Genomic DNA, 12754 nt, shown 5'->3' with positions numbered 1-12754 from the left:
ATCCACGAAGCGTTCATGAAGATCGCCACCTGCCTCATCTGTTGGCGGCAACTTCAACCTTCATTGTGTTAGCGTTTTTAAGTCAACACCGCGTGTAGTGCGATTCAGCGACTCATGTTGATATGGACTCCCTCGCTTATATGCCGCATTACGCCACCAGACTGGACTGTCCGTTTCGCAATGCGATCTCGGCGATTCTCAAGCCGGTCTTTGTCGTCGTCGATGGGTAAAGAGAGAACATCTTTTCTTCATGTACAGCTAATATCCTCTTGTAATCCTTTGCCACAATTTGCATCATAGCTTCGCTTGCCAACAGCAGATTTCGTTGACTTCCCATAGCGTATCCTATCGGAATGTACTTCGGATCCTCGGGCGTGCCTCCGTGAAGATTCTCGTGCACATATACAAGGTCTCCTGCGCACACGTAAGCATCCTTGCTATTGTGAAGTCCGTCGTTCCTTACGACGCAGTATTGAGATCCAGCAGTATGGCTGTCCGCCGCAAGGCGCAAGTCTAATCCTGGGACGAAATCTTCGAGATCGCCCCTAACCAAAACCAATCGCTTTTCCGCGGCGAGTTCTGCCGCGTACATTACGTCGGCTGGATCTGTAGCCGACATCAACCAGTCAAAGGATCGCGGGAGGGAAATCGTCGATATCCACTCTGACAGTTCGGCTTCCTGCAAGTAGAACGTCGCGTTTGTGAAAAACCTCATCCCTCCCATGTGATCGTAATGTGCGTGAGTGATCACTACGTGGTCAACATGTTCGGGCTTTAGCCCGCATTCCGCCAGCACCGCTCTTGGCGGATACCATCGACGTGCTCCGCTTTTCCTTCCAAGCACTTCACCGTGAGCTCTGTTGTCATACCCGCAGTCGACAAGAATTGTCGTGTCCGGACCTTTTATCAAGACGTAACCGAACGGAACCTTCGCCGATCCTTCATTATGCTTACCGTAAACAAGTGTACCCATAGGGCAACTTTCCGTATAAGCGTATTCAAGCAGCCAGATCGAATAGGCAGTCATATTGGCTCCGTTTGGCTTTAGGCCGTTCTGATTTGTTGGGAATTAATGCATCCACAGCAGCTTTGCGATAGATCGACCGTATCGAATCCAGGAAGGGCGTGCGAGGTATGCAACATTTCTCGCCACGCGCTACGCAGTGTGCGCAACGCCTCCTCGGAGCCGTTGACCGAAGGCCTCATCCTTCGTAGGTCTGCGATTGTCTCCCCGAACCGAGCAACCGCAAGAACCAAGTGTCGATGATGATGCGCGCTAAGTGGCGACGGTCTCAGTGCGGCCAATCGGTCCTGTGCAGTGAACCAGCGCTGCTCCGCGGTCAGCACCAAGGGATTGTCCCCGACGCGAATTAGTCCGCACTCAGCGAATAGCACCACAGTTGCAAGCTGACCGGCGACCTCTCTTAGATCGTTGAAAACAGATTGCGCGGAATCAATGTACCGTCGAGTGGCCTCGACGTCGCGCCATACGCTAAGATGGCAACCATCGTAGGGGGGGGCCGAACGAAGCATCTCGTCACCTTTACTGCGAAAAGAGAGTCTTCAACTTATCCGCCGGCAGTGCAGAAGAGAAATCCGCGTCGGGAGGGGCGGAAGGGTCACATTTCGGATCGATTCCGGCTCCGCTGTCAGCGTATACATACTCGATCACACTCGTGGGCTCGCTATTGGGCATGCCTTGGAATTCCGAAACTCCGCGACGCGCCGCAAAGCGCACAATCGATGTAGTTCCGTCTAGCGACGTATAGGCGAAAGGCTTTCCAGATTTCGTCGTCTCTGTGTACTTACAGCTAAGTTCGTTGTTACTACCTGCCGTGGCAACCGCCGGAACTGGAAGGTGTGATTGCTCAAATGCCTTAACAGCAGCCAAAGCTGTAACGCCGTAGTCGGTCACCACCCCATCGATCTTCGGATATTTAGCGATCACGCCCTGGACTGCCTTAGCTGCATCTACCGGATTTAGGTTGGTCACCACAAAATCGTTTTGGAGCAGTCTCAAACCCGGATATCGGTCTAGGCGGGACTTGAAGCCATCGAGCGCCGCTTGAGACGTCGGCGAGCCTGCGAGGCCGCCCAAAAAAATGATGTTGCCACTTTTCAGGTTCTTACCGAACCAGTCAGCCTGCGTGGCACCTCTCGCGAACAGGTCATCGGTGACATTACTCGTATAGTCTTTCCCCGCCCGACCGGGCAAAGTACTCAAATAGGGGATCACAGTGACGCCAGCCTTGGTCGCGGCGCGCAAAGCCGGGATTTGCGCTGCTCCAAAGTCAGGAAGGATGATAAGCACATTCACTCCTTGGGCTACCATGCTATTGACATCTGTATTTGCTTTTTGCTGATCACCGTTCGCATTGGTGTAAATGAGTCGCTTTACATTGCTACAGCGACCAAGCTCATCTCTCAGCTCAGCGAGTGTTGTCTTCCGCCATGTGTTTCCGCCATATCCATCGGCGAGACCGACGACCATCGGCTTGCTGCCGCACATGGGCTTTATATCTCCTTGTTTTGTCACAAGCGCGCCCGATGTCGCAACTGCCGCCGACGCCATAGCACTAGTACACATCGTTAAAGCGATCACCACTTTTTTGTAACAGCGTCTCATGTCTCCAACCCCTTTTATATCTACGTTTGCAAATTCATCCGCTGCCTTTCCAACACCTTTACAGGCATAGATAGCGCCTTTGTCGACGAACACGACACCAAACGTTGTCTCCCCCGCCGAGGGAATCACTACGCATGCGCAACGGGCTTTTCCGACTTCCGATATCCATAATCACTCGTGTGACCGACCATCAATTGCCGGCCCAGCTTTTCGCCGATCATCATGCACACTCCATTGGTATTGCCGCTGATTTGGTCCGGCATAATAGAGGCATCTGCAATGTAAAGATTATCGACTCCCCGCACACGGAGATCCGGCGTCACGACAGCTTGAGAATCCACTCCCATGCGGCAAGTGCCGACCGGGTGGTAGGCAAGGCCTGTGCGCGCCCGCACGTATTCAGCGATCGATTCAAACGTGTTGATCGGAGCACCCGGCTCAACTTCGTCGATAATCATCTGGTTAAGCGGGCAGCGCGACACGATACGACGCACAAGCTGGATTGCATTAACCAGTGTCGCCACATCCCGCTCGTCTGCTAGTAGATTAGGGTTAATTATGGGCGCGTCATTGGGATCGCCGCTCGCTAGGCTTAGCGTTCCTCGACTCTCGGGATAATTTTTGTTGACGAAGACTGAAAAAGACGGATAAGGAAGTATAGTTTGACCTTTGTAAACCGCTGGGTCATTCGAGTAAATGATTCCCAGGGGAAAGAAATGCAGTTGTATATCCGGGTAGGCCAGTTCAGGGGAAGTTTTCAGGAAAGCATTCGCTTCCATCGGCGTCGCGATGGGTCCTTGACCAGTAAACGTGAATTTCGCCATAAAGCCGAGTTTCTGCAACAGGCCGCCCGTCGGGTTATAAGTCGGCACTTTGGTCCGAAATGTCGGCCTAATAATCGGGTGTTCGATAAGGTTCTTACCTACTGCGGGCCGGTCCACTATTACGTCGATGCCATGTTGTATGAGTTCGTTGGCGTCGCCGATTCCCGACAGCATAAGTACTTTCGGCGTGTTAATTGCCCCCCCGGACAACACTACGCTGTCGCCCTTCGCCACTCGGATTTGACCCGCATGCTCGTACTCAATCCCAATGGCACGATTTCGTTCGAAAAGCACTCGTCGAACGGTGGCTTCAGCCAACACATGGAGGTTTTTGCGTCTCAGAGCTGGCTTTAGGAATGCGTCAGCCGAGCTGCATCGCATTCCGTGACGCTGGTTGAATTGCATGTATCCGACCCCCGCTTGATCTTCCGCGTTGTAATCACGGTTGTAAGGGAAGCCGTCAGCTTGTGTTGCCGCGATAAATGCCTCAGTTAAAGGGTGGCAGCGTCGTGCTTGTCTTATCGAAAGGGGCCCGGACGCACCGCGCACTTCGAAATCAGGAGACTCACGAAAGTCAGATTTGCAGCGTTCAAGCGCCTTGAAGATAGGCATAACGTCGTCCGCCGCCCAGCCGAAATTGCCCATAGCGGCCCAGCGGTCGAAATCGCATCGCGCGCCTCGGACATATTGCATACCATTGATGCTGCTGGATCCGCCAATTACTCGCCCCCTTCGCCACTGCTCGCTTCGCATGTTTCGCGACGCGTCCGGGCGGGACCAATACCCCCATTCGTAACGCGAGAGATTGACATACCAACTCAATCCGAGCGGTTTCATGAGCAGCGTGTCGCCCGGCCCTGCTTCGAGAAGCAACACGTTACGTGAGCCCGATTCACTTAGTCGATCGGCGACGACGCATCCAGCGCTACCAGCTCCCACAACGATATGATCCCAGACATACTCTTCGGATGGCATTTCGGATGGCATAGGTAATCTCTAACGCGAAGCGGATCCCGGCTTTGCCGGACGTTGGCCGCCTGCTTGGTTGTCTTTATGTTAGTCCCGGTTTTTCACGACGGCGGTAACGAAGAAGTCGTCGTCGGAGAACTATAGAGCGACAAACGTATGCCTTCCTGATTCCACACGTCATTTTTGATTGACCCTATACGCCAGCCTGTGCCGAGCATAAGGGTGGCTTGTTCTGGCGGCTTCCCACCCGGCGATAAGTAGCTTCTCAAGGCACGGTCTTGATGCTACGGCGCGACGCTACGATACTTTGTGTCCATATTCCAAACTGTATTACAGGAGGCGTGGATGAAAACGTACCAGCATTGGATCGATGGCGCGTACGTCGACCCCAGCGATGGTCAATGGCTGGATACGACGGACCCATACCGTGGTGAGGTATGGGCGAAGATTCCGCGTGGAAGCTCGGAGGACGCGGCTCTTGCGGTCAAGGCGGCAAAGCGGACGATGGCCGACGGGCCTTGGGCCACTATGACAGCGACAGAGCGTGGAAAGGTACTGCGTCGTATCGGAGATGCAATAAGCAAAAATGCGACGAGGCTCGCGGAGATCGAAACACGAGACAACGGCAAGTTGTACTCCGAAATGCTCGGACAATTGCGTACCATTCCAGAATACTGGTACTACTACGGTGGGCTTGCCGACAAGACTGAGGGCTCTGTCATGCCCATCGATCGCCCCAACATGGTCGCATACACAACGCATGAGCCAATTGGGGTGGTCGTCGCGTTGACTGCATGGAATTCGCCCCTCCAGTTCATCGCGCTCAAGTGTGCGCCCGCGTTGGCCGCGGGATGTGCCGTTGTCATTAAACCATCCGAATTTGCGTCTGCGAGTTCCCTCGAATTCGCCGCTCTCACCAAAGAAGCCGGTCTTCCGAACGGCGTTCTTAATGTTGTGACGGGCTTCGGTCAAGAAATCGGCGCTGCGCTTGTCGAGCATCCGGACGTCGCGAAAATATCGTTCACTGGGGCAGATTCAACAGGCCTTAAGATCTACGAGACGGCTGCGAGGACGATGAAACGGGTGTCTCTTGAACTTGGGGGCAAGTCGCCGAATATCGTCTTTGACGACGCGGAACTCGACGCTGCTGCCGTAGGCGTAGTTTCCGGAATTTTTGGAGCCGCTGGTCAGATGTGCATTGCGGGCTCGCGCCTACTTGTGCAGAACTCTATCAAAGAGGAGTTCACCGAGCGGCTTGTTTCTTTGGCTCGCGAGGTCAAGCTCGGTGATCCGATGAGTTCGGAGACGAGCGTTGGGCCCATTGCAACGCACCCCCAGTACGAAAAGGTACTTCGGTATATCGACGTGGCGCGATCTGAGGGCGCTCGCTGCGTCATGGGCGGTCAACCTGCGACTGGACCTGGGTTAATCGGCGGCCAGTTCGTTGAGCCTACGATCTTCGCCGATGTCACCAACGACATGCGCATAGCCCAAGAGGAAGTGTTCGGCCCAATCCTCTCTATTATCGGCTTTGATGACGAAGAGGAAGCAGTACGTCTGGGCAACGACGTAATCTACGGTTTGGTCGCGGGAGTTTGGACAAATGACATTGGGAGAGCGATCCGAATGACCAAGTCGCTGAAGGTGGGGACCGTTTGGGTCAACACTTATCGGGCTTACAGTTTCTTGATGCCATTTGGCGGCACCAAGCAATCGGGTCTGGGTCGAGAGAATGGCCAAGAGGCTCTCTACGAATACCTTGAAACGAAGAGTGTCTTCTTGTCTGCGGCCGCGAAGGCTCCGCCGAATCCCTTTATTCAACGCTGGCTTTGAATAAGTGATCTTCTCAGTAGTGTCGAGCGGACTCTTTCTCGTCCCGACTGGGTGCCACCGAGCAAAAAGTGGCCGCCGCTGATTTCGAGTGTCAGTCTGGTCTGCGGCACCCACCGTAAGCAAATAAGTGCATTGGGTTGCGCAAGCCCGCTTGCTCCGCCGAACCGGCCCGATTCTGAAGTGAAGAGCCGCTAGGCTAAGCCTCCGGACTGAAATCAGTTGTCGCCATCCTTCTGGGGTGCACTGTTGTTAATGGAGTTTTCAGAATGAGTGTTGCTGCAAGTGACGGCGAGGCTATGCGCAGACAGGTGATGGGCGAGGATTACGTCGATCTCGCCATGGGCTCGGCCGACTGCTTTTCGAGACCGTTGCAAGAATTCCTGAACGAACACGCGTGGGGCAGTACCTGGTTGCGCAGTGGCTTGCCGCTGAAAACGCGCAGCCTTTGCACATGTGCGATGCTCGCTGCGCTCGGGAAAAGCGCGGAGCTCAAAGGCCACATTCGAGGCGCCGTTAGAAATGGCGCGACGGTCGCCGAAATCCAGGAGGTCCTACTACATAGTGCGGTCTATGCAGGCGCCCCCGCTGCAGTCGCGGCTTTCAGGAGCGCCAGTGAAGCATTGAAAGAGCTGTCGCTTGATATTTCGAAGTAGTTGCGGATGCGTTCAACGTGCGCGACACGCGGAGGGCGGTGCAGCTTTTCTGCGACTGTTCGCGGCGGCAGGCAGATGCGAGCGAGATGGGCGCAGACCGTCGCAGCGCTTTTCGGAGCCGGATTTAGATCGGGCCACTCAAGCCGCAGGGCATGACCGCCGGCTTAGGCTTTGAACCTCGACTGAAGCCGACCAGAACTAACGGAAAAACCGCTCCAGCGCGCCTGTTCGATTCTGGCCGTTGGTGAGACGCCGGGCGGATGTCTTGTGTCATTGCTCATCGTGCGACCGGTCGCGTGTTACTGAATCGAGCCCCATAATTTCCTACTTGACGATTGGTGAACATTGATGGATGACCAAACGCTTTTTTCGCACGTGAAGCCTTCGGATACGGATTTCACAGAAGGCGGCCTGCGCGACTTTTTTATCTACCGCGACCTTGGCATCTCCGCGGCGACGAAGGGCAAAGTAATTGCGCAACTCGTTCGCGCCAATGCCGAACCCAAAGCCGGCACCGGATGGCATGTTCACGCCGCTCAGTTCCACATCGTTTACATGCTCAAAGGGTGGGCGCGCTTCATGTACGAGGAGAACGAGACTCTTGTTGCGGCGGGCGACTGCGTACATCAGAGGCCAGGGATTAGGCACTTCTTGTTTGACTACTCGCCTGATATGGAATATCTCGAAATCGTCGGTCCAGCTGATTTTACGTCCGTTGGCGTTGAGGGGCCTTGCGCCGTCCCGGCTCCCTTGGGTTGGGCGACCAACCAATAGAGGCGGTTGACCAAGTACCCGGACCGTATTGCGCCGTATCAACCGCCGCTTCTCTAGGTCGGCCGGCCGCAGTAGAAGCCGACGAACTGAAATGCGTTGGCTTCATCCAACTTCCATTGCGACCGTCCAGTCTGCCCTCTCCGACCATTCAGATCCGGGGTCACGCTCTGCCACGGCAAGCTCGTGAATCGTCTTCAGAGCGATGGTCTGCATCGCTCGGGCTGACGCCGAAACAAAACAGTTCAGGGGGCAAGGAGCGGCTGCTCGGGATAAGTAAACGGGGCGATGCTTACGTGCGTTGCCTGCTGATTCACGGTGCACGGGCGATGATCCAGATGGCCAGACGACGCACCGATGCACTCAGTCTGTGGGTCATGTCTATCGCCGCCAAGCGACATCCAAACGTGGCCGCCGTAGCGCTCGCAAACAAGACTGCCCGCATCGCCTGGGCGATGATCACGCGGGGAACGGACTATCAACCGGAACCTTCAGCATATTGAAGTTACGAGTACCCGCAGTACCTTGCTTAACGATTGCAAACAAGCCGCACGATGGCCAACAGGTCGAACCGGCGCTGGTCAAACCCGCGAATGACCGAGGCTTGGAGCCCGTACAACCGATATGTTGGGCATCGCTAATTCTGCTAGCGGTGCCCATAAGGGCGCTAATGGTGTCCATTAATTCTGCTAGCGTGGCTTTTGCAGCGGTACACGAACACTCTGCCCGGAACCACTAACTAGGCGCACCGCGACACTTCAGTTGTCGCCGCCCAAGCACGCACTTAATAAGTAACCCGATATAAAAAAAGTCGAGCCCCGTATAGCGTTTTCGTTCACCTCAAAAGATTCCCACCGCCTGAATATCGAAATAAACGACCTTCATCAATCTCCCTTGCGGCCGCCTGTGGCTCGCGGACCTGTCGCGTCGATCGGCAGCCACATTAGCCGAATTAGAGAACATGCCGAACGCGCTAGCAGAATTAACGAACATCCTTCTGCTCACCCGTTGGGGCCTGGGCCTCGCCGCTTTTGCGCACCGGGCGAATTGAGCGCCGAACTTGTCTACATGAACGGCCCCCTTTGCGCCAGGTGTTCGTGTGTTTTGATGAACAGGGTGGGTTGCAGCTCTACATTCGGCCTGTTTTGCAGCCTGTTTCGCTGCGGGCCCCTATGAAATTCGCTGACTCACGCCTCATTCGCACCGCGAGATCGTTAGTCTCTGACAAGTTTTCAGGCTTGGTGAGTCCCGGTCCGACCTGTATCGTCATCACACTCGAATGCCAACGCAACCTTGATATTACTTTCCATGCACTGATGCTGTCTGCCGTGGAAGATTATCTGGCCGGGGCTGGTGGAACGCTCCCGTAGTCTTTCTGATACGGTCTTTGATGTGCCAGCATCGCCCAGATCGTTCGGGCCATCTTGTTAGCGAGCGCCACGACTACCACGTTCAGAGGTCGACGTTTTTTCAACTGTTCAAGCCACGCGCCGGCGTCTTTCGCGTGGAATATCACGCTGCGAGCGCCATGAATGAGCAGCGTCCTCAAATATCTATCGCCGCGTTTGCTTATTCCCAATAACTCCACCTTGCCGCCGGAACCGGTTTGCCCGGGTACCAGACCGAGCCACGCTGCGAACTCGCGGCCAGACCTGAACGACTTCGCGTGTCCCATCGTCGCTACGGCAGCTGTTGCAGACAGAAGACCTACGCCTGGTATTGCTGCTATCGCCTTGCTTGCGTCATCCTGTTTCATCCATGCCTGCAAGCGGCGCTCGATCTGGGCAATCTGCTGGTCCAGTGCCTCCAGGCCATTCCACTGTTCGCGAAGCGTATCAATCAGTATCGCCGGCAGACGTCCGGATAACCTCTCCAGCACCCCTGCGATAGCCCGGTCCAGCGCGGCACGACCTGTGCCCATTACCTCACCGTATTCGGTCAGCAGCCCGCGCAGGCTGTTGATCTGCATCGTGCGAAACTTCACCAGTTGTTGCCGCATCCGGTGCAACGCCAGAACCGCCTGCTGCGCTTCGGTTTTCACGGCCACTTCCTTGCTGGGCATCTGCGTGGCCATCCAGATTGCCCTTGCGTCCGCGGCATCGTTCTTGTTTCCGGTAACGAAGGCCTTGACGAACTTCGCTGGCATCAGCTTCACCTGATGACCCATTTCGATCAACCGTCTGGCCCAATGCTGGGATCCTCCACAGGATTCCATGCCGACCAGACAGGGAGGACGATTGACAAAATACTCGAGAAATACCGCTCTTTTGATGGGTTTGTTCACGATCTCGCCGCTGTCCGCGTCGACCCAGTGAACCTGCATCACATTCTTCGCGATATCCACACCTACGATCGTATGCTTCATGATGGCCCCTCCGGTTTGCCTGGGAAGATCCTTATGATCCTCCAGCCTTGGCAACTCGATTCCGTGGGCCCGTATGCAAGGACCTACATCCTGCATATCCTCATCGTTGGCGGGGGCCGTTCATTCCATTCGCACCAGCAACGAATCGTTTCGTAAGTGAGCACGACACCACTCTCGAGCAACAACTCCTCGACGTCGCGCAGGCTGAGGCCGAACCGAAAATACCACCGAATTCGCAGCTGATGACGACGGCAGGGAAGCGGTGACCGTGACGAAGTGATTTTGTCTTCTTCATCACTTCATGTTACCCCGCATCTCATCAACCTGACAGTGCCTACATAAAGGCTCCGTTGTGTTGAGACGCGCACAGCGCCGTAAAATTGCATCCTAGGGACGACCTATTCCGCAAGTCGTATGCCCGGCGCGAGTCACGCGCCCAACCGCGCGGCGCCATCTACGATGGTGGTGTCGCAGATCAAACGCCTATCCCATGTTCTCTGACCAGCCCTCGCTTCTAGTTGCTATGGCATCAATCGTCGGGATCCCCGCAATCCGATCTTCCGCCTCTAGCTAACCGCCACACCGTCGGAACCGCGTCGCTTTTCTGACATTGAAATGGAGTCGAGCAGCGCGGAAGGGTCGGCGGGTTTCACCAGATAATGGTCGACGCCGGCCTCGGTCGCCCGGCGGATATGTTCCTCTTGTCCATAACCGCTCAGCGCCACGATCAGACACTGCCCACAGGTTGGATCCTGCCGCAATCGCCGAGCGACCTCATGGCCGCTCATGCCCGGCAGACCGATATCGAGGATAACCACGTCGGGCCGCATTTCGCCCGCAAGGCGCAAGGCTGACTCACCGTCACCCGTGCATTTCACGATGTACCCATGGATGGTGAGCAGCGCCTCAAGGCTTTCTGCTGATGCAACGAGGTCGTCGACGATGAGTACCCGCATCGCCGGCTTGCGGTGAAGATGCAAGACCGGGGCAAGCGTCGCGGGGCTGCGGTCGACCACGGTCGCCGGCAGGCGAATCACAAATTCTGCTCCCTTGCCGCGGCCCGCGCTCCTGCATTCGACCGATCCGTGGTGCAACTCCGTGAGATGGCGCACAAGGGTCAGGCCGATGCCTAGGCCGCCTTGCGGCCGGTGCAATGAAGTATCCGCCTGAGCGAACAGCTCAAACACATGGGGGACGAAATCGGGGTCAATGCCTTCTCCGTCGTCGGAGACCGTAATCGACGCAATACCGTCGGCGAAACGTGTGGTGAGGGTTATGTGACCGCCTTGCGGGGTGAACTTCGACGCGTTGTTCAACAGGTTCGACACAATCTGTGCAAGCCGCACGACATCGCCGTCGACAACCGCGTCGGCCGCGCCCTCGTCGCAGTTGAGCGTTTGCGCCCGCCGGATGAAATGAGGACGGCTGGTTTCGACCGCCCGGCCGATCACCGTGGATAGGGATACCGTTTCCGGCCGCAAAACAACCGCCCCTCTGGCAATACGGGACACGTCCAGTAGGTCTTCTATGATCCGCACCATATGCTCGACCTGGGTACCGACGATCTCGCCCGCCCAACGAAGCACATCGGTATCGCCCGCCTTCGCGCTGCGCATCACCGCGGCTGCGTTCGCAATCGGTGCGAGCGGATTGCGCAACTCGTGAGCCAGCATCGCCAGGAATTCATCCTTGCGGCGATTGCCGTCCTGAATGGCGGAGAAAAGCAGTGCATTTTCCAATGCAATCGCCGCCCTGCTGACGAACTCCCGGCTGAGCAGAGTCTGCTCGTCCGGAATGGGATTCGCATACGTGCAAAGCAGGATCACCCCCTTCTGGTTGCCGGTGAGCATCGGAAACGCGGTGACGCTCTGCACGCCGAGCGCCGGCGCCTCCACAGCGGCGGTCTCGGTGAAACAGTCATTCGGCTCAACGCCGTCGTCCCCGCTACCGCCATGCATCAGCCGTTGGACAAAGCGGTTCACTGCCGGAAATGCCACGGACAGGGTTGCAGCCTGGAACTCGGCCAGATCCGGCGCATCCTCTCCGTCGCGCCGCGCCGAGCGCGACGCGACGCTGGTGGCGATCGCGCCAATGCCTACGACCGCGGCGAATGCGATATCGGCCAGTTCGGCCGACGCGAGTTCGACGATGCGCTGAAGCGTCGCATCGAGTTCGAGCGAACGGGTCAATACGTGGCTCGCGTTGGCAAGAAAGTGGGCACGTTGTCGCGCTCGCTCCGCTAACATGCGACCCGCCTCGGCAAGCAAAAACGCCTCGCGTTCCGCTGCACGCGTCAGAAGTTCATTGTGCATGCGGTGCATTTCGACAAACACTTTGACCTTGGAGCGCAATATCTCCGGGACGACCGGCGACAAAATGTAATCGACAGCGCCCAGCGAATAGCCCCGCTTCATTTCCTCCTCGTCGATATATGCGGTAACGAAAATGATCGGAGTATTGGTGGTCCGCCGGTACGCACGCAACAGCGAAGCCGTTTCAAGTCCATCCATGCCGGGCATGTTCACGTCGAGAAGAATGACGGCGAAGGTCTGCTCCAGCACCGCTTTCAGCGCCTCGCGCCCCGAGCCGACGGCGATGACGTTCTGCCCGAGTTCCTCAAGAATGGTACGCATGACCACGTGCTTTTCCGGCAAATCGTCAACCACCAGAATGTTGACGGGTTGCCGCGGGCCAGAGACGGAGATATCCATGC

9 protein-coding genes and 1 pseudogene are annotated in these 12754 nt (G+C 56.3%); 4 read left to right on the top strand and 6 right to left on the bottom strand.

The annotated features are described in order from the left end of the window. Nucleotides 1-148 precede the first annotated feature (148 nt). The 3 genes from AB6809_RS32810 to AB6809_RS32800 form a co-directional block, all read right to left on the bottom strand. The gene (locus AB6809_RS32810) at nt 149-1027 is read right to left on the bottom strand and encodes an N-acyl homoserine lactonase family protein (protein ID WP_371028123.1); all 879 of its coding nucleotides are present in this window, start codon (nt 1025-1027) and stop codon (nt 149-151) included. A 516-nt stretch (nt 1028-1543) separates the two neighbouring features. Continuing rightward, entirely contained in the window at nt 1544-2719 is a 1176-nt protein-coding gene (locus AB6809_RS32805; RefSeq protein WP_371028122.1) for a substrate-binding domain-containing protein, read from the bottom strand. A 35-nt stretch (nt 2720-2754) separates the two neighbouring features. Then, complete coding sequence (locus tag AB6809_RS32800; protein WP_371028121.1) at nt 2755-4437, bottom strand: GMC family oxidoreductase; 1683 nt, start codon at nt 4435-4437, stop codon at nt 2755-2757. A 327-nt stretch (nt 4438-4764) separates the two neighbouring features. On the opposite strand from AB6809_RS32800, the gene AB6809_RS32795 reads away from it, so the two are divergent. From AB6809_RS32795 to AB6809_RS32780, 4 genes are all read left to right on the top strand, one after another. Further along, nucleotides 4765-6252: an aldehyde dehydrogenase gene (locus tag AB6809_RS32795; protein WP_371028120.1), complete on the top strand. Its 1488-nt coding sequence runs from the start codon at nt 4765-4767 to the stop codon at nt 6250-6252. A 266-nt stretch (nt 6253-6518) separates the two neighbouring features. Next, nucleotides 6519-6905, top strand: coding sequence for a carboxymuconolactone decarboxylase family protein (locus AB6809_RS32790; RefSeq protein WP_371028119.1), 387 nt, complete (start codon nt 6519-6521; stop codon nt 6903-6905). Between the two features lie 348 nt (nt 6906-7253). Continuing rightward, nucleotides 7254-7679 (top strand): cupin domain-containing protein, encoded by a 426-nt coding sequence (locus tag AB6809_RS32785; protein WP_371028118.1) that lies wholly within the window; start codon nt 7254-7256, stop codon nt 7677-7679. Then, complete coding sequence (locus tag AB6809_RS32780) at nt 7637-8179, top strand: transposase (protein ID WP_371028117.1); 543 nt, start codon at nt 7637-7639, stop codon at nt 8177-8179. The genes AB6809_RS32785 and AB6809_RS32780 overlap by 43 nt, the downstream gene beginning before the upstream one ends. 833 nt (nt 8180-9012) lie before the next feature. Here the strand turns inward: AB6809_RS32780 and AB6809_RS32775 are convergent. The 3 genes and pseudogenes from AB6809_RS32775 to AB6809_RS32765 form a co-directional block, all read right to left on the bottom strand. Then, entirely contained in the window at nt 9013-10041 is a 1029-nt protein-coding gene (locus tag AB6809_RS32775; protein WP_307251935.1) for an IS110 family transposase, read from the bottom strand. A gap of 134 nt (nt 10042-10175) precedes the next feature. Next, nucleotides 10176-10265 (bottom strand): annotated as a pseudogene (locus AB6809_RS32770) (IS6 family transposase); the annotation flags it as partial. Nucleotides 10266-10607: 342 nt separating this feature from the next. Beyond that, the gene (locus tag AB6809_RS32765) at nt 10608-12752 is read right to left on the bottom strand and encodes a response regulator (RefSeq protein ID WP_371028116.1); all 2145 of its coding nucleotides are present in this window, start codon (nt 12750-12752) and stop codon (nt 10608-10610) included. Nucleotides 12753-12754: the final 2 nt, after the last annotated feature.

This window comes from Paraburkholderia sp. RCC_158 (assembly GCF_041355255.1).
GTDB classification, from domain to species: Bacteria; Pseudomonadota; Gammaproteobacteria; order Burkholderiales; family Burkholderiaceae; genus Paraburkholderia; species Paraburkholderia graminis.
This window is presented reverse-complemented; position numbering and strand designations above follow the sequence as displayed.